General features: G+C 66.1%; 21 protein-coding genes and 1 other RNA gene. 4 read left to right on the top strand and 18 right to left on the bottom strand.

Going from position 1 to position 22,671, the window contains the following annotated elements; genetic code table 11:
- The 13 genes from murB to rsmH all read right to left on the bottom strand — a co-directional run.
- Nucleotides 1-718, bottom strand: a 718-nt coding sequence (gene murB, locus AX729_RS09125; RefSeq protein WP_061022157.1) for a UDP-N-acetylmuramate dehydrogenase, incomplete at its 3' end; no start/stop codon positions are given.
- A gap of 4 nt (nt 719-722) precedes the next feature.
- Nucleotides 723-2,126 (bottom strand): UDP-N-acetylmuramate--L-alanine ligase, encoded by a 1,404-nt coding sequence (murC, locus tag AX729_RS09130; protein ID WP_061022159.1) that lies wholly within the window; start codon nt 2,124-2,126, stop codon nt 723-725.
- 217 nt (nt 2,127-2,343) lie between these two features.
- Nucleotides 2,344-3,174, bottom strand: a complete 831-nt coding sequence (locus AX729_RS09135) for a class I SAM-dependent methyltransferase (RefSeq protein ID WP_061022257.1) — start codon at nt 3,172-3,174, stop codon at nt 2,344-2,346.
- Between the two features lie 89 nt (nt 3,175-3,263).
- On the bottom strand, nt 3,264-4,364 hold the full coding sequence (murG, locus tag AX729_RS09140; RefSeq protein WP_061022161.1) for an undecaprenyldiphospho-muramoylpentapeptide beta-N-acetylglucosaminyltransferase: 1,101 nt from the start codon (nt 4,362-4,364) through the stop codon (nt 3,264-3,266).
- A gap of 116 nt (nt 4,365-4,480) precedes the next feature.
- Complete coding sequence (gene ftsW / locus AX729_RS09145; protein WP_061022162.1) at nt 4,481-5,632, bottom strand: putative lipid II flippase FtsW; 1,152 nt, start codon at nt 5,630-5,632, stop codon at nt 4,481-4,483.
- A gap of 149 nt (nt 5,633-5,781) precedes the next feature.
- A complete protein-coding gene (locus AX729_RS09150; RefSeq protein ID WP_156456826.1) occupies nt 5,782-6,093 on the bottom strand; it encodes a hypothetical protein in 312 nt (103 codons plus the stop codon).
- Between the two features lie 95 nt (nt 6,094-6,188).
- Nucleotides 6,189-7,589, bottom strand: coding sequence for a UDP-N-acetylmuramoyl-L-alanine--D-glutamate ligase (gene murD / locus AX729_RS09155; RefSeq protein WP_061022167.1), 1,401 nt, complete (start codon nt 7,587-7,589; stop codon nt 6,189-6,191).
- A gap of 10 nt (nt 7,590-7,599) precedes the next feature.
- Nucleotides 7,600-8,703, bottom strand: coding sequence for a phospho-N-acetylmuramoyl-pentapeptide-transferase (mraY, locus tag AX729_RS09160; RefSeq protein WP_028177068.1), 1,104 nt, complete (start codon nt 8,701-8,703; stop codon nt 7,600-7,602).
- Between the two features lie 182 nt (nt 8,704-8,885).
- On the bottom strand, nt 8,886-10,268 hold the full coding sequence (locus AX729_RS09165) for a UDP-N-acetylmuramoyl-tripeptide--D-alanyl-D-alanine ligase (RefSeq protein ID WP_061022169.1): 1,383 nt from the start codon (nt 10,266-10,268) through the stop codon (nt 8,886-8,888).
- Nucleotides 10,265-11,722, bottom strand: coding sequence for a UDP-N-acetylmuramoyl-L-alanyl-D-glutamate--2,6-diaminopimelate ligase (locus tag AX729_RS09170; protein WP_061022171.1), 1,458 nt, complete (start codon nt 11,720-11,722; stop codon nt 10,265-10,267). Before AX729_RS09170 ends, AX729_RS09165 begins: the two co-directional genes overlap by 4 nt.
- 79 nt (nt 11,723-11,801) lie before the next feature.
- Nucleotides 11,802-13,544, bottom strand: a complete 1,743-nt coding sequence (locus AX729_RS09175; protein WP_061022173.1) for a peptidoglycan D,D-transpeptidase FtsI family protein — start codon at nt 13,542-13,544, stop codon at nt 11,802-11,804.
- Nucleotides 13,541-13,933 (bottom strand): cell division protein FtsL, encoded by a 393-nt coding sequence (gene ftsL, locus AX729_RS09180; RefSeq protein ID WP_061022175.1) that lies wholly within the window; start codon nt 13,931-13,933, stop codon nt 13,541-13,543. The genes AX729_RS09175 and ftsL overlap by 4 nt, the downstream gene beginning before the upstream one ends.
- A 2-nt stretch (nt 13,934-13,935) precedes the next feature.
- On the bottom strand, nt 13,936-14,925 hold the full coding sequence (rsmH, locus tag AX729_RS09185; RefSeq protein WP_061022259.1) for a 16S rRNA (cytosine(1402)-N(4))-methyltransferase RsmH: 990 nt from the start codon (nt 14,923-14,925) through the stop codon (nt 13,936-13,938).
- 441 nt (nt 14,926-15,366) lie between these two features.
- On the opposite strand from rsmH, the gene AX729_RS09190 reads away from it, so the two are divergent.
- A complete protein-coding gene (locus tag AX729_RS09190; RefSeq protein ID WP_197433561.1) occupies nt 15,367-16,230 on the top strand; it encodes an N-acetylmuramoyl-L-alanine amidase in 864 nt (287 codons plus the stop codon).
- A 118-nt stretch (nt 16,231-16,348) separates the two neighbouring features.
- Here the strand turns inward: AX729_RS09190 and AX729_RS09195 are convergent, their stop codons facing one another.
- Together AX729_RS09195 and AX729_RS09200 are read right to left on the bottom strand one after the other, a co-directional pair.
- Nucleotides 16,349-17,581, bottom strand: a complete 1,233-nt coding sequence (locus AX729_RS09195) for an RNA polymerase sigma factor (RefSeq protein ID WP_061022177.1) — start codon at nt 17,579-17,581, stop codon at nt 16,349-16,351.
- Nucleotides 17,582-17,603: 22 nt separating this feature from the next.
- Nucleotides 17,604-17,957, bottom strand: coding sequence for a YciI family protein (locus AX729_RS09200; RefSeq protein ID WP_061022263.1), 354 nt, complete (start codon nt 17,955-17,957; stop codon nt 17,604-17,606).
- Nucleotides 17,958-18,108: 151 nt separating this feature from the next.
- On the opposite strand from AX729_RS09200, the gene rnpB reads away from it, so the two are divergent.
- Nucleotides 18,109-18,589: RNase P RNA component class A (gene rnpB / locus AX729_RS09205), an RNA gene on the top strand.
- 186 nt (nt 18,590-18,775) lie between these two features.
- On the opposite strand, the gene AX729_RS09210 is transcribed toward rnpB, so the two are convergent.
- Nucleotides 18,776-19,489: an alpha/beta fold hydrolase gene (locus AX729_RS09210; protein ID WP_061022179.1), complete on the bottom strand. Its 714-nt coding sequence runs from the start codon at nt 19,487-19,489 to the stop codon at nt 18,776-18,778.
- Between the two features lie 66 nt (nt 19,490-19,555).
- Nucleotides 19,556-19,984 carry a DUF983 domain-containing protein gene (locus tag AX729_RS09215; protein WP_061022181.1) on the bottom strand — a complete coding sequence of 143 codons (429 nt, stop codon included), beginning with the start codon at nt 19,982-19,984 and terminating at the stop codon, nt 19,556-19,558.
- A 79-nt stretch (nt 19,985-20,063) separates the two neighbouring features.
- Between AX729_RS09215 and AX729_RS09220 the strand changes: the two genes are divergently transcribed.
- Nucleotides 20,064-21,434 (top strand): aminotransferase-like domain-containing protein, encoded by a 1,371-nt coding sequence (locus AX729_RS09220; RefSeq protein WP_061022183.1) that lies wholly within the window; start codon nt 20,064-20,066, stop codon nt 21,432-21,434.
- A gap of 1 nt (nt 21,435) precedes the next feature.
- Here the strand turns inward: AX729_RS09220 and AX729_RS09225 are convergent, their stop codons facing one another.
- Nucleotides 21,436-21,699 carry a hypothetical protein gene (locus AX729_RS09225; RefSeq protein WP_061022185.1) on the bottom strand — a complete coding sequence of 88 codons (264 nt, stop codon included), beginning with the start codon at nt 21,697-21,699 and terminating at the stop codon, nt 21,436-21,438.
- Nucleotides 21,700-21,927: 228 nt separating this feature from the next.
- Between AX729_RS09225 and AX729_RS09230 the strand changes: the two genes are divergently transcribed.
- Nucleotides 21,928-22,671, top strand: a complete 744-nt coding sequence (locus tag AX729_RS09230) for a sulfite exporter TauE/SafE family protein (RefSeq protein WP_061022186.1) — start codon at nt 21,928-21,930, stop codon at nt 22,669-22,671.

The raw sequence follows: 22,671 nt of genomic DNA on the forward strand, positions 1-22,671 counted from the left end.
CGTCAGATGTGTATAAGAGACAGTTCTTGAAGGTCGAGCCGCCGGTCTTTTCCCGGATCGGCTGCGCAGTCTCGCGATGCGTTTGCACCTCCGCCATGCGCGCGCGGATTGCCTCGGCATCCCTGATCTCGCCGCGAAAGCGCGCGGAGGTGAAGATGATGGAGGGATCGACGCCGCTGTTGCGGTAGACGAACTTCATCTCGGCGTTGGAGAAGACATGCTGCGTGCCGTCGCGCCCCACACCCCTCGCCTCGATCAGCACGTCCTTGGTCTCACCGCCATTGGCGCCCGCATTCATGCGCAGCGCGCCGCCGATCGTGCCGGGAATGCCGAAGTAGAATTCGAGCCCGCCGATATTGGCGCTTGCCGCAACCTCCGCCACGCGCTTGTCGAGCGCGGCCGCGCCGGCAGTGACGACATCGCCGCTCGCGCTGGCATCGCCGAAGGCGCGCGGCGCAAGGCGGATCACGACGCCCGCAATGCCGCCGTCGCGCACGATCAGGTTGGAGCCGACGCCGACGACGTAGACCGGAATGTCGCTGGCGAGATGCGCGAGGAAATAAGCGAGATCGTCCTCGTCCGCGGGCGTGAACAGCACCTGCGCCGGACCGCCGACACGAAACCAGGTGAGCTCGGCGAGCGACTGGTTGGCGAGCAGCCGGCCGCGCAGCTCCGGCATCGCGGCTTTGAGGGCGGGCGTGATGTCCGGAAATCCCACAGCCCTACCCCAACGCCTTCAATTCGCCCGGCAACGCGTAGGCCCATTGCGTGATGTTGCCGGCCCCGAGGCACACGACGAGATCGCCTGATTTCGCGAGCCCTTTGACGATACCCGCGAGCTCCGGGGCCGCCGGCAGCGGGATCACCTCGCGATGGCCGTGCGCGCGCAAGCCTTCCACGAAATGGTCGCGGTCGATGCCGTCGATCGGCGCTTCGCCCGCGGCATAGACGTCGGCGACGATCACGGCATCGGCATCGTTGAAGCAGGTGCAGAATTCCTCGAACAGCGACTGCAGGCGGGTGTAGCGATGCGGCTGCACCACGGCGATCACCTTGCCGGTGTAGGAATCGCGCGCCGCTTTCAGCACCGCCGCAATCTCCACGGGGTGATGGCCGTAATCGTCGATGACGGTGATGCCATTCCATTCGCCGGTCTTGGTGAAGCGCCGCTTGACGCCGCCGAAGCCTGCCATCGCCTTGCGGATCGCCTCGTCCGACACACCGAGCGTGTGCGCAACCGCGATTGCGGCGGTCGCATTCGAGGCGTTGTGCCGGCCCGGCATCGGCAGCGCGAGGTCCGCGATCTCGTGCACGGCACCGGTCTTGCGGTCGCGGATCACGACCTTGAACTTCGAGCCGCCGCCGCCCGCGGTGAGATCGACCAGGCGCGCATCGGCCTGTGGATTCTCGCCGTAGGTGATGATGCGGCGGTCCTCGATCTTGCCGACGAGGCTCTGCACCACGGGATGATCGATGCACATCACGGCAAAGCCGTAGAACGGCAGGTTTTCGACGAAATGGCGAAACGCGTCCTGCACCGCCTCGAACGTCTTGAAGTGATCGAGATGCTCGGGATCGACGTTGGTGATGATCGCGACATCCGTCGGCAGCTTCAGGAAGGTGCCGTCGCTCTCATCGGCCTCCACTACCATCCAGTCGCCGGCCCCGAGCCGTGCGTTGGAGCCGTAGGCATTGATGATGCCGCCGTTGATCACGGTGGGATCGAGGCCGCCGGCATCGAGCAGCGTTGCGACCATCGTGGTGGTCGTGGTCTTGCCGTGGGTGCCGGCGATGGCGACGCAGCTCTTCAGGCGCATCAGCTCGGCCAGCATTTCGGCACGGCGCACCACGGGAATGCGCCTTTCGCGCGCCGCCATCAATTCCGGATTGTCGCGCTTGATCGCGGAGGACACGACCACGACCTCGGCACCGTCGACATTCTCGGCCTTGTGGCCGACCGAAACCTTCGCGCCCTTCTTGCGCAGACGGTCGAGATTGTAATTGTCGGAGGCATCCGAGCCCTGCACGGCATAGCCGAGATTGACCAGCACCTCGGCGATTCCGCTCATGCCGATCCCGCCGATCCCGACGAAGTGGATGGGTCCGATCTCGCGCGGCAATCTCATGGCTGTGTCTCTGTCTATTCCGGCTGCGGCCGCGGCATTACGCCTGTCGTGGCCGGCAACCGGCGAATCTCCTCCACTTCATGCAAGACCGGACGGATCGGGACAAGCCCGGTACGGCCTCCAGATGAGGTAATTTCCGGTTGAATGCCCCATTTTGGCCCGTTTCGCGGACCGCGAGGCCCGCGCTCCGATCACGGGGACCATGTCGCCGCTGACGTCAGACGGAGCCGGTTCGCGCGGCTGCCTCATCCTGGAGATCGAGCACGCGAAGATAGTTGCGCAGGCGATTGGCCTCGAGCGCGCCAATGAGCTTGTTCTGGTGATACGGCAACAGGAGATCGGCGAGCGGCGCGCTCCAGGGCGCGTCCAGATCGAAGATCACGCCGAGCCCGAATACGGCCGGGATCTCGGCAAAGCCGAGCTCGCGGCCGCCCCTGAGCGCGTCGGCCAGAAAGTCGTCGACCGCCGTCATCACGCCATTGCGCGCGCCGCCGGAGACCTCGGCAAACGCGAACTGGCCCATGCCGCGGAAGCCACGCCCCTCGACGAGGGCTGCCTGACCGGGAACCGCACCGGCATCGAAGCTGTAGGCATGGCGATACTCAGGTGGAATACGCTCGGGCGCATAGTAGAAATCGCGCCGACCACACGGCCAGCCGATGTCGTGCACAAAGACCAGAAGCGGCTTGCCGGCGCGACGGCTGATCGCATCGATGTAGCCGAGCTCGTTGTAGACCGTGTACCAGTTGTGATCGCCATCGACGACCCAGGCATCTGCCGCCGCAACATCGGCGAACGCCTCCAGGCTCGTCTTTGCGAGATGGCGAACGTCCGGGTTGATCTTCAGCCACTCCATGAATTCGTGCTTCGGCGCGGGATCGATGGCGGTGAGGTGTCCGGCGCGCCCACGACAATGCTCGGCAAGGAAAGGCGACATGCCGCCATATTCCGAGCCGATCTCGACGATCTCGCGCGCATCGGCGAGCCTGAGTGCCTCGAGGACCAGATCGGAAAACTCCGCGAGGGAGTGAATCAGCAGGCCCGCCACCAACAAATCCTCCGCCAGGTGTACCTGAACGCGCCGCGCGTGCGACTTCGAGCCGAGCGACCCATCTGCAAGCTTGAACGGCGCGGACGCTAAATTCCGGCGGTCTTCACCACGAGGTCCGCGAGCCTTTCGGCCGCGTCGAGCCGGCCGGCGCCGCGGGCAGCCTCCGCCATCCGAGCGAGGCGCGCGGGCTCGGCCGCGAAGGCGGAGATTTCGGCGGCGAGACGATCGGAGGTGAACTCGGCCTGCGGGATGCGGATCGCGCCGTCGACCTTGACCAGCACGCCGGCATTGGCGAACTGGTCCTGGTCGATCGAGCCGGGCAGCGGCACCAGGATGGAGGGTCGGCCGATCGCCGCGAGCTCGGCGACGGTGCCCGCGCCGGAGCGCGACACCACCAGATGGTTCGAGGCGAGCCGCGCCGGCAAATCCGTGAAGAACGGGGCGAGCTCAACCTTGATCTTGAGCTTGTCGTAGATCGCGCGCACGCGGATCATGTCCTCTTCGCGCACCTGCTGGGTGAGGACGAGGCGGCTCCATAACGCAGGCTCGAGCCGCTCGATCGCGCCCGGCACGATATCGGCCATGATGCGCGCGCCCTGGCTGCCGCCGACGACGAGAAGGCGCAGCGGACCATTCACCTCGGGAGGACTATATTTCACGGCAGCGGCGGCGAGGACCGCCGGCCGCATCGGCGTGCCGACGGTCGTTGTCTTGGCTGCCAGCGCCGGATCGCGATCGAGCACGCCGGGCAAGGACGTCGCGATGGCGCGGACGCGGCTCGACAGAAACCGGTTGGCGCGGCCCAGCACGGCGTTGGCGTCGTGGATGATGCTCGGCACGCCGGCGAATTTCGCGGCCACCAGCGGCGGCAGCGTCGGATAGCCGCCGAATCCGACGACGGCGACGGGCTTCAACCGCCTGATCAGACGATACGCGGAGAGCGTGCCCGCGGCGAGCGTCAGGCCGGCATAGGCGAGCTGGAGCGGATTGCGGCCGCGCGCGGTCTCGCTTGCCACGACGTCGATCATGTCCTTGCTGAACAGCCCGCTATAGCGCAGCGCGCGCTCGTCGGTGACGAGGCGGACGCGAAAGCCGCGCCGGATCAGCTCGACGCCGAGCGCCTCGGCCGGAAACAGATGGCCGCCGGTACCGCCCGCGGCGAGAAGAATCAGGGGGGACGTCTCCATGGTCGGAGGTTTTACAGCCTATCCTCCGTCATTGCGAGCGTAGCGAAGCAATCCAGAATCCCTCCGCGGAGACAGCCTGGATTGCTTCGTCGCTTCGCTCCTCGCAATGACAATGCCTACGCGTAGCTGCGCATCGCCTCGGCGTGGCCGCTCGCTTCGACTTCGGTGCGCGGGCGCAGCCGCGTCAGCGCCAGCATCATGCCGACACCATAGGCCAGCGACACGATCGAGGAGCCGCCATAGGAGATGAAGGGCAGCGTCATGCCCTTGGCGGGAATGAGCTGGAGGTTGACCGACATGTTGATCGCTGCCTGCACGCCGAACAGGATCGCGAGCCCGGACGCCGCGAAGCGCGAGAACATGTCCTCATTGGCATAGGCGCGCGACAGCGTGCGGATGACGACGAAGGCGAACAGGGCCAGCATCACAAGGCACAGGATGATGCCGAACTCCTCGGCCGCAACCGCGAACACGAAGTCGGTGTGGCTGTCCGGGAGGCTGCGCTTGGCGATGCCCTCGCCCGGCCCGAGCCCGAACCAGCCGCCGTTGTAGAAGGCTTCCATGGCGGTATCGACCTGGAAGGTGTCGCCGGAGGCCGGATTCATGAAGCGCCTGATGCGGCCGGCGACATGCGGGACGAACAGATAGGCGCTGAACAGGCCGGCGGCGCCGAGACCTGCGAGACCGAGCACCCAGATCATGCGCATGCCTGCGATGAAGAAGAGCGAGCCCCACACCATCAGGATCAGCATGGTCTGGCCGAAGTCGGGTTCCATCACCAGCAGGGCCACCAGCATCAGCAGCAGCACCACTGCGATCGAGGTTGCCGGCATCTCCGGCCGCCTCGTCGATTCCGCGAACAGCCATGCCGCGATCACGACGAACGACGGTTTTGCGATTTCGGAGGCCTGGATATTGACGCCGAGCAGCGTGATCCAGCGTCGCGAGCCCTTCACCTCCGGGCCGATGGCGAGCGTGAGCACGATCAGGATGATGCTCGCCGCGAAGATGATCAGCGCGGAGCGGCGGATCGCGCGCGGCGACAGGAACGAGACCCCGAGCAGCACGATGCAGGACGGCACCAGGAACAGCACGTGGCGGCTGAAGAAATGGAAGGAATCAAGGCCAATGCGGGTTGCAACCGGCGGGCTCGCCGCCAGCGACAGGATCACGCCGGTCAGCATCAAGGCCAGGATGGCGCCCATCAGCGGCTTGTCGACGGTCCACCACCACTCGGAAAAGGGGGTGCGTTCTTCACGGGAGAGCATGGGCGGCCGCTTTCGGACGGAGGTCGGTCCATTGGTCGCCGAGGTTGGTTACCGGGGGGTTAAGGGAATGGATGAAGTTTTCGGAGTGCGTGCCCCGGACGCAGCGCAGCGCCCTTGCGGTGCGCAGCAGAGTCGGGGGCACGAGAGCCCTACTCGTAATTGATCGTGACGTCCCCCGCGCGCTGATCGCGCTTGTAGACCTGGACCGTCCCGGGAATGAACCCGATCCTGACCGCGCGCTCACTGCTCCACGCGACGACAACATCAAGGTGCTCGCGCACGCTGAGAAAGGTCGGCGTGCTCTCGGGCGAGAACGTCCGGCCGCGCGCGATGATGCTGGCTTGCGTGCTGTCGGGCACCGTCGCGCCGCATGACTTCCAGACCACGACGACCAACTGGCTACCGTTTGGCGAAGCGAATGCGCGCTGGCGAACGACGCGGCATGCACCGAATCCGCTCATGATGTTGTCAATGACGACAACAAAGAGGAAGCCCGCAACGACGGGAACGGCAAGCACAACGGCGCCAATCCCGATCCAGCGTCGCCGCGACATCCTCACACCACCGGCTTCACGCCCGGCAGCGCCTGCACCAGTTCGCGGAACCTGGTGCCGCGGATCTCGAAGTTGCGGTACTGGTCGAAGGAGGCACAGGCGGGGGACAGCAGCACGACGGCGTCAGCGAGACCGGAGTCCTCCGCATCGCGCGCAGCGTGCTCGACCGCGACATCGAGGGTCTGGCTGATCTCGTGCGCAACCTGCGTGCCCAACGTGCCGGAAAACTCCTGCGCGGCCTCGCCGATCAGATAGGCCTTGCGGATGCGCGGAAAGAAACCAGTCAAACTGGTGATGCCGCCCGCCTTGGGCTTGCCGCCGGCGATCCAGAAGATGTCCGAAAAGGACGACAGCGCATGCGCGGTGGCGTCGGCGTTGGTGCCCTTGGAATCGTTGACGAACAGCACGTTGCCGCGGCGGCCGACCTGCTCCATGCGGTGCGCAAGGCCGGGAAAGCTGCGCAGGCCGTTCTGGAGCACGTCGAGGCTGATGCCCATCGCGAGCGCAGCGGCGGCGGCGCAGGCCGCGTTCTGCGCGTTGTGCAGACCGCGCAGCGAGCCGATACCGCCGAGCGCAGCGACTTCGCTGCGGGCGCCGCCCGAAGCGCTCACGATATTGCCATGCTCGACATAAATGCCGGAGGCGAGCGGATTCTTGACGGAGATGCGCACCACGTTCTTGCCGGCACGGTCGAGCCTGTCGGCGACATCGCGGCAATAGCCGTCGTCAACACCGACGATCGAGGTGCCCCCGGCTTGCACGCCGGCGACGAGGCGCTCCTTCACCGCGGCGTAGTGCTCGATGGTACCGTGACGGTCGATATGGTCCTCGCTGACATTGAGCAGGATGCCGACAGAGGGATCGAGCGAAGGCGTGAGGTCGATCTGGTAGGACGACATCTCGATGACGTGGACGCGTCCCATGCGCGGCGGCTCCAGCGACAGGATCGCGGTGCCGATATTGCCGCCCATCTGGGTGTCGTATCCGGCGACCTTCGTCAGGTGCGCGATGAGTGCGGTCGTGGTCGACTTGCCGTTGGTGCCGGTGATGGCGACGAACGGTGCGTCAGGTGCGTGCCGCCGCCGCTCGCGGCAGAACAGCTCGATATCGCCGATCACCTCGACCCCGGCCTCGCGCGCCTTCAGCACGCTCCAGTGCGGCACCGGATGGGTGAGCGGCACGCCGGGCGCGAGCACGAGCGCGGCGAAATTCGCCCACGAGACGTTGCGCAGATCCGCGGTGATGAAGCCGGCCTGCGCGGCCTTGGCGACGTTCTCGGCATTGTCGTCGGCGGCGATCACTTCGGCGCCGCCCGCCTTCAGCGCGTGGCAGGAGGCGAGCCCCGAGCCGCCGAGGCCGAACACTGCGACCGTCTTGCCGGCAAAGGATGTGACCGGGATCATCGTGTGACCGTCACCGCAGCTTCAGGGTGGACAGACCGGCGAGGGCCAGCATCACCGAGATGATCCAGAACCGGATCACGATCTGCGGCTCGGTCCAGCCGAGTTGCTCGAAATGGTGATGGATCGGCGCCATCCGGAAGATGCGCTTGCCCGTGAGCTTGAACGACACCACCTGCACGATGACGGAGACCGCCTCCAGCACGAACAGGCCGCCGATCACCGCCAGCACGATCTCGTGCTTCACCGCGACCGCGATCGCGCCGAGCATGCCGCCGAGCGCGAGCGAGCCGGTGTCGCCCATGAAGATCGAGGCCGGCGGCGCGTTGAACCAGAGGAAGCCGAGACCGGCGCCCAGCAATGCGCCGCAGAGCACCGCGAGCTCGCCGGTGCCGGCGACATATTTGATCTGGAGATATTCGGCGAACACGGCGTTGCCGGCAAGATAAGCGATCATCGCAAAGCTCGCGGTCGCGATCATCACCGGCACGATGGCGAGGCCGTCGAGACCGTCGGTGAGGTTCACCGCGTTGCCCGAGCCGACGATGACGAAGGCGCCGAAGATGACGAAGAACCAGCCGAAATGCAGCACGGTGTCCTTGAGGAAGGGGATCGTCAGCGCGGTCGAGGCCGGATCGCGGTTCAGCCGCACCAGCGCGTAGCAGGCGACCAGCGCGATGACCGCCTCGATCAGCAGGCGAAGCTTGCTGCCGAACCCGGTCGTGGTCTGCTTGGTCACCTTGAGGTAATCGTCATAGAAGCCGACAAAGCCGAAGCCGAGCGTCACCGCCAGCACGATCCAGACATAGGGGTTGAGCGGATTGGCCCACAGGACCGTCCCGACCGTGAGGCCGGACAGGATCATCAGCCCGCCCATGGTGGGCGTGCCCTTCTTGGCGAGATGCGATTGCGGACCGTCGGAGCGGATCGGCTGCCCCTTGCCCTGACGGATGCGCAGATGATCGATGATCCAGGGCCCGAACAGGAACACGAACAGCGCGCCGGTCACCACCGCGCCGCCGGTGCGGAAGGTGATGTAGCGGAAGACGTTCAGGAAGGTGCGAACGGCACCGAAGCCCGGAAATGTGTTGGAGAGCTCGATCAGCCAGTAAAACATTCAGACGATCCTATGGCGCCTTTGCACACGCAGCCCTGGCCTTGTTCGTGGCCATTATCTTGGCCTCAACGTACCTCACGCGCGTTCGCTGGTCTTCATCATCGGGTCGGGCACGACCGCAGGGGAAACCGACGGCTTCGTGCCGCAAAAGGTGGATTCGGGAACAGCGCCTTCCAAGCAGTTTATGCCTTTGCCTGCAAGGCGGCCACAAGGCCCGGCACAAACTTGTTGACCCAGAACATCTTCTTGCTGCCCTTGACAACCACGACGTCGCCTGCCTTCAGCAGGCTCGCGACCTCGCTCGGCTTCAGCGTGGCGGGATCGTCATGCCAGCCGAGGCCCTTGCCTGATGGCAGCACGTCGAACAGGTGGCGCATCAGGGGCCCGACGCAATAGATGCCGTCGATGCCGTCGAGATGCCCGGCGAGGCCGGTGTGATAGCTCGGTGCATCCTCGCCCAGCTCGAGCATGTCGCCGAGAACCGCAATGCGGCGCCCGCCGCTCACGTTGCGCGCCTGCAGGCTTTGCAGCGCAGCCGCGACGCTGGCCGGATTGCCGTTGAAGCTGTCGTCGATCACGGTGACGCCGCCCACCGCCTGTTCGACGCCGCGGCCCGTCATGATGCCGACGCGGTCGAGCTTGATCGCCAGCGTCGCGACGTCGAGATGCGCAGCATGGATGGCGGCCAGCGCGGCCAGCGCGTTGTGGACCCGGTGCGGCGCGCCCGGGGTGAGGCTGAAGGCGATCTCCTTCTTCCCGATCGCAGCCACGACCTGCCAGCTCTCGCCGTGGGGCGCGTGTGCGACCTCGTGCACCTCGGCATGCTCGCCCCCGAAGCGCACGACCTTGCCCTTCCACTCGGGCGCCTTGATCGCGGAGGGCAGCACCAGCACGCCGTCCTCGGGCAGACCGAGCGCGACCGACACTTTCTCGCGCCGGATGGCTTCGAGCGAGCCGAGCTTTTCCAGATGCACCGGCTGGACGTTGACGACGAGGGCGACCGTCGGCCGGGTCAACTCGCTGAGCCGCGCGATCTCGCCCTGCTGGTTCATGCCCATCTCGACGACCCAGAGGCTCGCATCTCGCCTGGCATTGCACAGCGTCAGCGGCACGCCCCAGAAATTGTTGAAGCTCGACGGGCTCGCATAGGCGTTCGGATAGGCGGCGAGAAATTCCTTGGTGCTGGTCTTGCCCGCGCTGCCGGTGAGCCCGATCACCGGTCCGTTGAAGCGGGCGCGGGCGGCGCGCGCGAGGCCCCAGAGGCCGTCGATCAGCGTGTCCTTCACGACGATCTGGGGAACGCGGATGCCGGCGATCTCGTGCGGCACGATCATCGCGACCGCGCCGGAGGCTTCCGCCTTGTCCGCGAACTCCCAGCCGTCACGCGCGCTGGCGAAGGCCGAGACGAAGCCGCCGCTCGGCGTGCCGCTCAGCGCGACGAACAGGCTGCCCGGCTTCACGAGGCGGCTGTCCTGGGTGACGAAATCGATCGGCGTATCCGGGAATGATCCGGCAACACCAAGCGCACGCGCGACCTCGGCAACCGTCCATATTGGCGCGCTCATGCAACCCTCGATGCTAGTGCGGCGGCAATCGCCTCGTGATCACTGAAGGGCAGCACCTCGCTGCCGACGATCTGGCCGGTTTCATGGCCCTTGCCGGCGACGAGCAGCGCGTCCCCCTCCTGCAAGTCCTCGATCGCCGCGCGGATCGCGGCGGCGCGGTCGCCGATTTCGCGGGCGCCCTTTGCCGTGGCGAGGATCGCGGCGCGGATGGCTTCCGGCTTCTCGCTGCGCGGATTGTCGTCGGTGACGATGATGCCGTCGGCGTTCTCGGCCGCGATCTCGCCCATGATCGGACGCTTGCCGGCATCGCGGTCGCCGCCGGCGCCGAACACGACCACCAGCCTGCGCTTCGCATAAGGCCTCAGCGCCTGGAGCGCCTTCGCCAACGCATCGGGCTTGTGCGCGTAGTCGACGAAGATCGGCGCGCCATTGCGCTCGCCGACGCGCTCGAGCCGGCCCTTGGCGCCTTCGAGATGTTCGAGACTTGCGAACACATCTGCCGCATCGCTGCCGGTGCCGATCGCAAGGCCGGCCGACACCAGCGCGTTCTCGATCTGGAACTCGCCGACCAGCGGCAGCCGGATCGAGTAGCGCTTGCCGCGATGTTCGAGCGTCAGCTTTTGCGAGAAACCTTCGACGGCGGCCTCCGCGAGGCGGATGCCCTCGCCTGCTCCATCGCCGTTGCGACCCAGCGCCATGACGCGCAGGCCGCGCGACTTCGCCGCCTCGATCGCTTCGGTCGAGCAATCATGATCGGCCGAGATCGCTGCGGCCCCGCCCGGCGGCACCAGCTCGCGGAACAGGCGGAGCTTCGCCGCGAGATAATGCGCTACGGTCGGATGATAATCCATGTGGTCGCGCGAGAGATTGGTGAAGCCGCCCGCGGAGACGCGCACGCCGTCGAGGCGATACTGGTCGAGCCCGTGCGATGAGGCCTCGAAGGCGAGATGCGTGACGCCCTCGCGCGCGATCTCGTCGATCTGCCGGTGCAGCGCGATCGGATCGGGCGTCGTCAGCGAGCCATAAACGGTGCGTTTGGGCGAGACCAGACCGATGGTGCCGATGCTGGCGGAGGCATGTCCCAGCCGCTCCCAGATCTGACGCGTGAAGGCGGCAACCGAGGTCTTGCCGCTGGTTCCGGTCACGGCTGCGATCGTGGCGGGCTGCGCGGGAAAGAATCTTGCCGCGGCCAGCGCCAGCATGCGGCGCGGATTGGCAACGGCGATGAACGGCACCTTGCAGGCAGCCGGCGCCTGGTCGCCGACCACGGCGACTGCGCCAGCCGCAATCGCAGCATCGATGAAGCGCGCGCCATCGGTCTTGCTGCCCGCGATGGCAAAGAAGAGATCGCCCGGCTTGACCATGCGGCTGTCGAGCGCAACGCCGCTCACGTCGAGCGCCGCAACAGCGGGTTCGATCGCGGCATCGTTGCCCAGGAGGTCGCGCAGCTTCATGGTCTTCCAGTCGACATGCCGGAAAGCCCGATCCCCGGGAAAATCCCGACTCAGCACCGGCAATGGCCTACCCGGTTGATTACTGGGTTGTCCTGGATGCTGCAAGAATAAGGCGCTCGGACGGCGGCAGGTCAAACCGCGGCTCGATGCCCAGCAGCGGCGCGATCCGCTCGATCACCTTGCCGCCGGTCGGCACCGCGTTCCAGCCCGAGGTGATGAAACCATGCGTTTCAGGCAGCGCCTGCGGCTCATCCAGCATGATCAGGACGTGATATTTGGGATCGTCGCAGGGCAGGACGGCGGTGAAGGAGTTGAGCACGCGCTTCTTGGCATAACGTCCGTTGACGACCTTCTCGGACGTGCCGGTCTTGCCGCCGACGTAATAACCTTTGACGTCCGCCTTTCTCGCCGAACCGACTTCGGCATTGAGCCGCATCAGGAACCGCATCTTGTCGCTGGTGTCCGCCTTGATCACGCGCTTGGCCATCGCCATGGCTTCGGATTCGCTGCGCTTCATGAATGTCGGCGGAATCAGATAGCCGCCGTTCACCAGCGCGTTGATGCCCATCACGGCCTGCAGCGGTGCCACCGACAGGCCCTGGCCGAACGCTGCGGTGACCGTATTCAGTTCGCTCCAGCGCCGCGGCAGCAGCGGCGCCGCGCTCTCCGGCAATTCGGTACGCAGCCGCGTCATCTGGCCCATCTTGGCGAGGAACGCCTTGTGCGCCTCGACGCCCTGGTTGAGCGCGATGCGCGCCGCGCCGATGTTGGACGAGTAGGTGAACACTTCCTTGGTGTTGATGAAGCGGCCGAGCGGATGACTGTCGTGGATCGTGAACTTGCCGTAGTGCAAGTTTCCGCGCGCGTCCCACATCGAGTTCAGGTTGATCTTGCCGGAATCGAGCCCCATCGCCAGCGTGAACGCCTTGAAGGTCGAGCCCATCTCGTAGACGCCGGTGGTCAGGCGGTTGATGCGATCGGGATCGTGCGCTTCCTTCGGATTGTTCGGATCGAAATCCGGCAGCGAGACCATCGCCACGATCTCGCCCGTCTTGACGTTGGAGACAATGCCGGAAGCGGCCTTGGCGTGGAACTTGTCCTTGGCCTTCAAGAGCTCGTCTCGCAGCGCGTGCTCGACGCGCAGATCGATCGAGAGCTCGATCGGCTTCTGCAGTCGATCGGTTGCAAAGCCGGCGCGGTGGAGATCGGCGAGCCCCTGGTTGTCCAGCCACTTCTCGAGGCCGGCGATGCCCTGGTTGTCGATGTTGACGAGACCGATGATGTGGGCGACCTCGTTGCCGGTCGGATAGACGCGCTTGTTCTCGCGCAGAAAGCCGATGCCGGGAATGCCGAGCTTGTGGATGGCCTGCTGTTGCGCGGGCGTGACCTCGCGCTTGAGCCAGGCGAAGCCCTTGCGCGACTTCAGGCGCTCGCGCACCTCGGCCTCGTCGAGGTCGGGAATGGTCGCGGTCAGCAGCTCGATCGCCTCGTCCTTGTCGATGATGCGGCGCGGCTCGCTGAACAGGCTCGCCGCCTTGACGTCGGTCGCAAGGATCGCGCCGTTGCGGTCGACGATGTCGGGCCGCGCGGTGGCCACCACCTCCTGCGAGGCCGCCCGCCGCGCGCTGTGGGCGTCGGCGCCGATCGCGAACATCACGAGGCGGCCGCCGATCAGGGCGTAGACCGCTCCGAAGGCGAGCATCGCAAGGCCAACGCGCGCGCGCGCCTTCGCGGCGCGATCGACGTTGCGCCCGTAGAGCAGGCTGCGGATCAGCCGCTGCCGCCATGGTTCCGCTGGTTTGGCCGGAGTCGCAGTGCTCATTGCTTGTCCTCGGGCTGAGGCACGGAGCCCGTTACGGTATCGGGATCGCTCGCGGCTTCGATGGCATTGAGCATGGCGCCGATGGGATCGGGCTCGCCCGGCCTGAACATCCGCGGCGGACGCTCCGGCAGGTTCTTCAGCGTGTCATATTGTGTGCCGTTGACCGGCCTCAGCGACAGATGCCGGTCGGAGAGGCCTTGCAAGCGATGCGGGGCGTCGAGCTTGGCCCACTCGGCCCGCAGTGCCGCGATCGCGTCGCGCTGCTCGCGGATCTCCGCACGCAGCCGCAGCACCTTCTCGGTGCGCGCGGTGGAGTCCATCTTGATCCGGTAGACATGGGCCGCCGCGAAGATGAGCGCACCGATGACGAGGAGGTGGATGAAACGCATGCCTAGCCACCCCTCATCACGTCGGAGAGCTTCGGCCAGGACGGCGGCGCGTCGCCTTGATGTACCGGCGCCGCGGTGCGCTCGGCAGCACGCAGCTTTGCGGAACGCGCGCGCGGATTGTTCGCGACCTCTTCCTCGCCGGCGACCACCGGCCGCCGCGTCAGAAGCTGAAAGCTCGGAGCGGCTTGCGCCGTTTCCGGCAGGTGACGCGAGCCGCCGCCGGTCTTGGCGCGCTCGGCGAGGAAAGTCTTGACGATGCGGTCTTCCAGCGAATGGAACGAGACGACGACGAGGCGGCCGCCGGGCTTGAGCACGCGCTCGGCCGCCGCGAGTGCGGTCTGGAGCTCGTCGAGCTCCTCGTTGACGAAGATGCGCAGCGCCTGGAACGTCCGCGTCGCCGGGTGAATGTCGCCTGGTTTGGAGCGCACGACCCTGCCGACGAGATCGGCCAGCGCGCGCGTGGTCGTGAACGGCGTGTCCTTGCGGTCCGCGACGATGGCGCGCGCGATGCGTCGCGAATGTCGCTCCTCGCCGAACAGATAGATGATGTCGGCGAGATCGCCTTCCGACGCACGCGCGACCACGTCGGCCGCGGTCGGGCCCGTCTGCCCCATTCGCATGTCGAGCGGACCGTCGAGGCGGAAGGAGAAGCCACGGCCGGCCTGATCGAGCTGCATCGAGGACACGCCGACATCCATCACGACGCCGTCCACGGCGTCGATGCCCTGCGCCGCGCAGACCTCGGCGAGGTTGGAGAAGCGGTCCTCGACCAGCGTGAGCCGGCCCTCGGAGCGTTCGACCAGCTCGACGCCGCCGGCAATCGCGGTGCGGTCGCGGTCGATGGCGATGACACGGGTTCCCGGCACCTCCAGGATCGCGCGGCTATAGCCGCCGGCACCAAAAGTGGCGTCGACATAGACGCCGCCCTCGCGCGGGGCGAGATGGGCGATGGCCTCCCGACCGAGAACGGGAATGTGCGGAACCGAGCTCATGCGCAACGCCTGCCGACCGACCAGCCTGACATCCAAGCGAGATCGGGGTCGAACAAGCCCATGGCGCCTCGAATCATTCCGCGTCGCGGCGGTTCCACGACAAAGCCCTCGTCCATCATGGTTACCGAGCCCATTCGTCCCGGGCCACAAACCCAGTGTTCCCAGTGGAATTTGTCGGGCAGCCATGGGATTTCGAGCCAAAATACGCTTTGGCCGCCTCCGGACGCGGGTCGGCTCTTCATCCCTCAGTAACGGCCCTTAGCGTTAAGAAAGCGTTGCTCGACTCGATACAAGTCGTAAAGGTGACGAATGGGGTGATGCCTCATCCACACACATCGCCGAAATGCATCCGTTAACCGCGCCACGCGATTGCGTACGGTGGACGGTAAAGGAATAGTAAAGAGAAGGGCTTGCCCCACTCTCCGTTCGTTTGAGCTGCTCATGCCCTCCGGTTCGTCCACACCATCGGGATCCGATTCGAAGCGTCAACGTGTTATCCCGGTTCCCAAGTCCGTGGCGAGCCTGCGGACGTTCGAGCCCGATTCCTCGACCGTCTCGGACATCATCCCCTCGCCCAATTACGGCGAGCGCAACAAGGGACGGCAGCCGGACATGATCGTGCTGCACTACACCGGCATGCCCGATGTCGAGGGCGCGCTGGCGCGGCTGTGCACGGCCGGCACCGAAGTGTCGGCGCATTATGTCGTGCTGGAGGACGGTCGCATCGTGCAATGCGTGCCCGAGGCCAAGCGCGCCTGGCACGCGGGCGTCTCCTCCTGGGCCGGAGAGGACGACATCAACTCCTGCTCGATCGGCATCGAGATCATCAATCGCGGCCATGACTGGGGCTATCCGGAATTCCCGCTGCGCCAGATCGCGGCCGTGATCGCGCTGTGCCGCGGCATCATGCTCCGCCGCAAGGTGCCGGCCCACCGGGTGCTCGGCCATTCCGACGTCGCGCCCGCGCGCAAGAAGGATCCCGGCGAAAAATTTCCGTGGCATTCGCTGGCCAATTCCGGCGTCGGCCACTGGGTCACGCCCGCCCCGATCGTGCGCGGCGAGACTCTGATGCTCGGCACCATCAGCGACGCCGTGCTGAGCATGCAGCAGGCGCTCGCCAGGTACGGCTACGGCGTGCCGCTGACCGGCAAATACGACGCCGCGACGATGGAAGTCGTCACCGCCTTCCAGCGCCACTTCCGCCCGGCGCGGCTCGATGGCGTCGCCGATCATTCGACGCTGTCGACCTTGCAGGCGCTGCTGGCGAGCCTGCCGGCGGAAGGGACACCGGCCGCGTCGAAGTGACGGAGCAAGCTCTATCCTCCGTCATTGCGAGGAGCTGTTGCGACGAAGCAATCCAGAATCCCTCCGCGGCGACAGCCTGGATTGCTTCGCTTCGCTCGCAATGACGGGTTGATAGAGCCTACCCGATCTCCCTCATCCGTCGCGCATACAAACGCCGCAACGGCTCCAGCTGTGTCGCCGCAGACGCTGCCTGATACGCCTCGTACGCTTCATCCTTGCGCCCCAACCGCCGCAGCAGATCCGCGCGCACTGCGGGCAGCAGCTCATAGCCGCGGAGCCCGCCGCGGGCGCTGATCGCATCGACGAGATCGAGGGCACGTGCCGGCCCGTCGACCATCGACACGGCGGCAGCGTGGTTGAGCTCGACCACCGGAGAGGGACAGATGCGCAGCAGCACCTCGTAGAGCCCGGCGATCTGAGGCCAGTCGGTCTGTTCAAAGCTCGTCGCACGTGCATGCAGCGCGGCGATCGCGGCCTGCACGGCATAAGGCTGCGGCCGGCCGGGCAGGCGCAGCGCATCGTCGACGAGGCGCAGGCCCTCCTCGATCTGCGCGCGATCCCACAGCGTGCGGTCCTGCTCCTCGAGCAGCACGATGTCGCCGGCCGGCGTCTCGCGCCCGGCGCGGCGGGCGTCGTGCAGCAGCATCAGGGCCAGCAGGCCCTTGATGCCGGTGCGATCCGGAATCAGCCGGTCGAGCAAGCGGCCGAGCCGGATCGCCTCAGCCGCAAGGTCGGGCCGCATCAGGTCCGCGCCCTCGGTCGCGACGTAGCCCTCCGTGAAGACGAGATAGATCACGGCGAGCACGCCGTCGAGCCGCGGCGCCAGCGCATCGTGCTCAGGCACCTCGTAGGGGATTCCGGCGAGCCTGATCTTCTGCTTGGCGCGGACGAGGCGCTGCGCCATCGCCTCCTCGCTGACGAGAAAGGCGCGCGCGACCTGGGCGGCCGACAGCCCGCAGACGGTGCGCAGCGTCAGCGCGACCTGGACTTCCGGCGCGAACGCCGGATGGCAACAGGTGAAGATCAGTCGCAGCACGTCGTCGTCGAGTATCAAGGGCGGCTCGTCGGCCTTTTGCGCGTTCAACTCGATCTCGTGCACGAGCGCCTGCTGCTTGCCGCGGAAGACCGCCTGGCGGCGAACCCGGTCGATCGCCTTGTTCCTGGCGACATTGACCAGCCAGGCGCGCGGATTGTCGGGCAGACCGCACGCCGCCCAGCGTTCCACCGCGACGGCAAAAGCGTCTTGAAGCGCGTCCTCGGCCAGATCGAAATCGCCGACGAGGCGGATCAGCGTGGCCAGCGCCCGCCCCGCCTCGTCGCGAAAGATCTTGTCGATCTCCGAAAGGGTCATGCGTCGACGCGCGGCCCGGCCGTCACTTGTCGTGCATCCAGATCGGTCGCACCTCGATTGACCCGAATCGCGCCCCCGGAATGCGGGCCGCGATCTCGATGGCCGCGTCGAGATCCCTCGCCTCGATCAGATAATAGCCGCTGAGCTGCTCGCGCGTTTCAGCGAACGGACCATCAGTCGTCAAGGCCTTGCCGTCGCGTACCCGCACGGTGGTGGCGGTCGTCGTCGGCCGCAGCCGGTCGCCGGCCTTGAAGTGGCCGCTCTGAATGATGTCTCGCGTGAAGGTCTGGTATTCGGCCATGATCTTCTCGTCGGTTGCCGGGGCGATCTTGGCGTACTCGACTTCGTTCAGATAGATCATCAGCAGATATTGCATTGCTTCACTCCTGTTGTTCGGCTGGATCGCCGACATCCAGTCGAACGGGGCACGCTCCAAACGACATCGCAGGATAAATTGTTTTCGGCCGACGGTGTGCGTCGCGATATCGGCTTGACGAAACCGTCACAAATGGCCCATGCGTAGGCCGTCAGTCGGCCGGACGGCCGCTCCGGCAGGGGCCGAAAGGCCGCCGGGGAGGAAAGTCCGGGCTCCCTTGACATGCGGTGCCGGATAACGTCCGGCGGGGGTGACCCCAGGGAAAGTGCCACAGAGAACGAACCGCCCGCCGTCGCCCCTTACGGGGCTATGGCGTGACAAGCCCTCGGGCTCGCCACGCCGAAGCTGCGCAAGCAGCGCAGGCGGGTAAGGGTGAAAAGGTGCGGTAAGAGCGCACCGCGGTTCCGGCAACGGAGCCGGCATGGCAAACCCCACCGGGAGCAAAACCGAATAGGGGCGGCATAGCGGGCCGTTCGCGAAAGCGATAACGCCGGGGGGCGATGTCAGGCCCGCCGTCCGGGTAGGTTGCTCGAGGCCGTGTGCAAACACGATCCCAGAGGAATGGCCGTCACGTATCGGTCGCGCAGGCGAACGGTGCCCTACAGAACCCGGCTTACAGGCCGGCTGATATCTTCAACGAGGGGTTCGATGCTGATCGCATCGAGCCCCTCACCATTTTGGGCCGAGCGCGCAGCTATTCACCAGTGTCATTCCGGGGCTCGCGAAGCGAGAGCCCGGAATCCATCGGGCGGCAGAGAGGGTGGAGAGATGGATTCCGGGTTCGCGACGTCGTCGCGCCCCGGAATGACGAGCGAGAGTCAGGCGACGAATTTCTCCAGCACGCCCATCAACGCCTCCGGCGTCGTGACATTCGGCGCATGACTCGCATCGAGCTCGATGTAGCGCCAGCCGTCCTCGCTCCTGGTACGTCTCGCAAACTGCCCGAACACATCGCCCGGCGGAATGCGCGTGCAATAGATGTAGCTGCGCGGCACGGACGGCTCGCCGTGCTCGAGCCTCAAGCGCGTCTCGAAGCACTTGATCGGCATCGGGACTCGGCGGGCATTGAGCCAATCGAGATCGGCTTGGGGCGTGTCGGGTGGCGGCGGATTCGGCGGGATGCGATAGCCGTCGCCGGCAGCGGCCGCCTTGCGCATCGGCTCGCGCCCGGACTCGTTGAGATCGAACAGCGATTGGCCATCGCGGGGAACGAAGGCGTCCAGATAGATCAGCTGCGTCACGCGCTCGCGCGCGCGATCAGCAACGCCGGTCGCGACCATGCCACCATAGCTGTGGCCAAGCAGCACGATGTCGCTGAGATCCTCGAAGGCGATGACGTTGAGGATGTCCTGGATGTGCGTTTCCAGATCGATCGCAGGGCTTGCCAGATGCGCGCGCTCGCCGAGCCCGGTATAAGTCGGCGCCACCAGGCGGTGGCCGGCCTGCGCCATCAGCGGATGCATCTTCTTCCAGGCCCATCCGCCGGACCAGGCGCCATGACAGAGCAGGAAGGTCTTCGCGCGTGCGGCCATCGGCGTTTCCATCGTTCTTGTTGGTACGACGGAGTGTAGCGGCCGGACGCGCGGTGTAAACGCCGCTCAGGCTGCGCGCGTGTCCACCTTCACCAGCACCGGCGCAAGCTCACCGGCCTCGCGCCGCAGCTTGCTCGCCTCGAAACCGTGCATGCCGAGCTGCCATTGCAGGCCGACGATGGCGCCCTTGGTCGGTTGCAGCAATGCGAGCGAGGCGAACAGCGTCACCGGCAGCCACACCGCGAGTTGCAACCACTCCGGCGGCGCATAGGCAGTCTCGACGGCGAGGATCGCGGGAACCACGAGATGGCCGACCACGACCATCACGAGATAGGCGGGAAAGTCGTCCGCGCGCTGGTGGAACAGCTCCTCGCCACAATGGTCGCAGGCGTCGGCCACTTTGAGGAAGCGGCCGAACATGTGCCCTTCCCCGCAATTCGGACATTTGCCGCTGAAACCGCGCCACATCGCTTTTGCCAGAGAGACCGTCGCCATGACCCCACCTCTTCCTTTTCAACGATCCATACAATAATATCTTGCATCCATACATTCAAAGGATATGGGGCTAAATTGCATGGATTGGACCCCTACAATCTCGGAGCTGAGCGGTCCGCGCTATCAGCGCATCGTCGAGGCGATGGAGGCCGACATTGCTGCCGGCCGCCTCGTGCGCGGCCAGCAATTGCCGACGCAGCGCGCGCTCGCGAAAGCGCTCGGCATCGACCTGACCACGGTGACGCGCGCCTACACCGAGGCGAGGCGCCGCGGCATCATGGAAGCCCGGGTCGGACAGGGCTCGTTCGTGTCGGAGACCAGCGCGCGCCGCGCGGTCGACCTGCCGCATCCCGTCGCGATCGATCTTTCGATGAACGTGCCGCCGCATCCGCTGGAGGCGCAGCTCGACGAGCGCATCATCGCCGGGCTGGAAGCCATCCGCGCGCAATCGGGCCTCACGGCGTATCTCAACTATCAGCCGCCCGGCGGCAGCACGCATGAGCGCGAGGTCGCGGCGCGCTGGATGCGCGCACGCGTTGCGCATGCGCAGGCCGACAAGCTCCTGATCTTCCCCGGCGCGCAAACCATCCTGTTCAACCTGCTCGCCCATCTTGCGCGGCCCGGCGACATCGTGCTGACGGAAGCGCTCACTTTTCCGGGCATCAAGGCCGCCGCAGCACGGCTCGGCGTCAAGCTTGTCGGCGTCGCCATGGATGACGGCGGCATCCTGCCCGATGCGCTGGCGAAGGCGTGCCGCGCGCACCGACCCAAGGCCGTCTATCTCATTCCGACGCTGCACAATCCGACCACCGCGACGTTGTCCGCCGAGCGGCGCAGTGCCATCGCAAGGATCATTCGCGATGCCGACACGGTCTTGATCGAGGACGACGCCTACGGCCCGCTCGACCGCTCGGCATCGCCGATCGCGAGCCTCATTCCGGAGCGGACTTATCTCGCGACCACACTGTCAAAATGCATCGCGCCCGCGCTGCGCGTCGCCTACCTGCTGACGCCCGACAGCGGCGCGCAACGGGACATGCGCACGTACTTGCAAGCGACCGTGCAGATGCCGGCGCCATTGATGGTCGCGCTGGTGACGCATTGGATCGAAAGCGGCATTGCCGATCGCATCATCGCCGCCATCCGCAGCGAGGCGGTCGGCCGCCAGCAGCTCGCGCAGCGCACGCTGAGGGGTTTTCAATTCCTGGCCAGGCCCGCCGCCCATCATCTGTGGTTGCGGCTGCCTGAGGGCCGGCCGGATGTCGCGGCACATCTCCTGCGGAATGGACTGGCGGTCGTCGCCGCCGATGCTTTCACGGTCGACGGGACACCGCCTCACGCGGCGCGTGTCTCGCTGGGGGCGGCGCGGAACAGATCGGAATTGACGGAAGCACTGCGCATCCTGATCGGCGCGCTGCAGAAGCCTGCCGACACCAGGCAGATCGTCTAGGTCATCGACGGTGACGTCGATGGCCGGAGCGCACCGCCGGCACCCCAGCTGACGGATAGGCCTGCGCTGCGTAAGCATCACTCGGCATTGCCTGCTGACCGAGAGCCGCACGCGCCGCAGGCGTGAGCTGCCCGCCATTCAGAACGTCGCGGTCAGGATGAGCGGCCTGATAGGCGGCGGGCTCGGAAAACTGGGCCTGGGCCATCGTCGGCGTCAATGCGACCGCCAGCAGCGCGGCTGCAACGGCAATTTCGGTGCGGGTCATGGTCAGTCTCCATCATAGCGTTCAGGACTGCCCCATTCGAGCGAACGATCGCGCCGGGCAGCCCCCAGGATTGAAGTACGGCCATCATCTAGGCGTGTCTTCCGCAAAAGCCCGACACCGCAGATCACGCCTGTGTGCAGTATGGATTGACCTGCCCGGCAGCAGGCATGTTATCCGGGCAATGGCGATCAATAATTCGGGATCGTCCCTTGCGACAAGGATGATCCGTTGGACACGCATACCTACGTCCTGCTGCTGTTCGGCGCGCTGGCCGGTGGCTTCGTCTCGGGACTGGCCGGGTTCGGCACGGCGTTGATGGCGCTCGGCATCTGGCTCTACGTGCTGCCGCCCTCGCTCGCGGTGCCGCTGGTGCTGATTTGCTCGGTAATCGCACAGACCTCGACGCTGCCCTCGATGTGGAAGAGCTTCGATCTGTCGCTGGTGTGGCCGTTCCTGATCGGTGGACTGATCGGCGTGCCGCTGGGAACCATGATGGTCGCCTCGGCGGATCCCAAAGTGTTCAAGCTGAGCGTCGGTGTGCTGCTCCTGATCTTTTCGAGCGCGCTGTACCTCAACAAGAGGCCGCTCGCGATCAAGTTCGGCGGCAGGATCGCCGACGGCGCGATCGGCTTTGCGGGCGGCATTCTGGGCGGCCTCGCCGGACTCTCGGGCCCGCTGCCGATCCTGTGGGCCAACATCCGCGGCTGGAACAAGCACGAGCGTCGCGGCATCTTCCAGCTCTTCAACTTCACGGTGCTCGCGACTGCGCTGGCGTTGCAAACCGCATCCGGCCTCGTCGCCTTCAAGGTGGTCTGGCTCGCACTGGTCGCGTTTCCGGGCACGCTGATCGGCGCATGGGCCGGTGCCCGGGTCTATCACGCCCTGAGCGACAAGCATTTCGGCGATGTCGTGCTCGGCCTGTTGTTCCTGTCGGGCCTTGGCCTGGTCTGGAACAGTCTCGGCGCGCTCTAA

Source organism: Bradyrhizobium sp. CCH5-F6 (assembly GCF_001556045.1).
In the GTDB taxonomy this organism is placed as follows: Bacteria; Pseudomonadota; Alphaproteobacteria; order Rhizobiales; family Xanthobacteraceae; genus Bradyrhizobium.

What these genes read in the sequence shown, in the direction of transcription:
- AX729_RS09225 (WP_061022185.1), bottom strand. Translation starts at nt 21,699, where the DNA reads ATGACCCGCACCGAAATTGCCGTTGCAGCCGCGCTGCTGGCGGTCGCA.
- AX729_RS09200 (WP_061022263.1), bottom strand. Translation starts at nt 17,957, where the DNA reads ATGCAATATCTGCTGATGATCTATCTGAACGAAGTCGAGTACGCCAAG.
- AX729_RS09175 (WP_061022173.1), bottom strand. Translation starts at nt 13,544, where the DNA reads ATGAGCACTGCGACTCCGGCCAAACCAGCGGAACCATGGCGGCAGCGG.
- AX729_RS09210 (WP_061022179.1), bottom strand. Translation starts at nt 19,489, where the DNA reads ATGGCCGCACGCGCGAAGACCTTCCTGCTCTGTCATGGCGCCTGGTCC.
- AX729_RS09220 (WP_061022183.1), top strand. Translation starts at nt 20,064, where the DNA reads ATGGATTGGACCCCTACAATCTCGGAGCTGAGCGGTCCGCGCTATCAG.
- mraY (WP_028177068.1), bottom strand. Translation starts at nt 8,703, where the DNA reads ATGTTTTACTGGCTGATCGAGCTCTCCAACACATTTCCGGGCTTCGGT.
- ftsW (WP_061022162.1), bottom strand. Translation starts at nt 5,632, where the DNA reads ATGCTCTCCCGTGAAGAACGCACCCCCTTTTCCGAGTGGTGGTGGACC.
- AX729_RS09170 (WP_061022171.1), bottom strand. Translation starts at nt 11,722, where the DNA reads ATGAAGCTGCGCGACCTCCTGGGCAACGATGCCGCGATCGAACCCGCT.
- AX729_RS09190 (WP_197433561.1), top strand. Translation starts at nt 15,367, where the DNA reads ATGCCCTCCGGTTCGTCCACACCATCGGGATCCGATTCGAAGCGTCAA.
- murD (WP_061022167.1), bottom strand. Translation starts at nt 7,589, where the DNA reads ATGATCCCGGTCACATCCTTTGCCGGCAAGACGGTCGCAGTGTTCGGC.
- murC (WP_061022159.1), bottom strand. Translation starts at nt 2,126, where the DNA reads ATGAGATTGCCGCGCGAGATCGGACCCATCCACTTCGTCGGGATCGGC.
- AX729_RS09195 (WP_061022177.1), bottom strand. Translation starts at nt 17,581, where the DNA reads ATGACCCTTTCGGAGATCGACAAGATCTTTCGCGACGAGGCGGGGCGG.
- AX729_RS09150 (WP_156456826.1), bottom strand. Translation starts at nt 6,093, where the DNA reads ATGAGCGGATTCGGTGCATGCCGCGTCGTTCGCCAGCGCGCATTCGCT.
- rsmH (WP_061022259.1), bottom strand. Translation starts at nt 14,925, where the DNA reads ATGAGCTCGGTTCCGCACATTCCCGTTCTCGGTCGGGAGGCCATCGCC.
- AX729_RS09165 (WP_061022169.1), bottom strand. Translation starts at nt 10,268, where the DNA reads ATGAGCGCGCCAATATGGACGGTTGCCGAGGTCGCGCGTGCGCTTGGT.
- AX729_RS09215 (WP_061022181.1), bottom strand. Translation starts at nt 19,984, where the DNA reads ATGGCGACGGTCTCTCTGGCAAAAGCGATGTGGCGCGGTTTCAGCGGC.
- murG (WP_061022161.1), bottom strand. Translation starts at nt 4,364, where the DNA reads ATGGAGACGTCCCCCCTGATTCTTCTCGCCGCGGGCGGTACCGGCGGC.
- ftsL (WP_061022175.1), bottom strand. Translation starts at nt 13,933, where the DNA reads ATGCGTTTCATCCACCTCCTCGTCATCGGTGCGCTCATCTTCGCGGCG.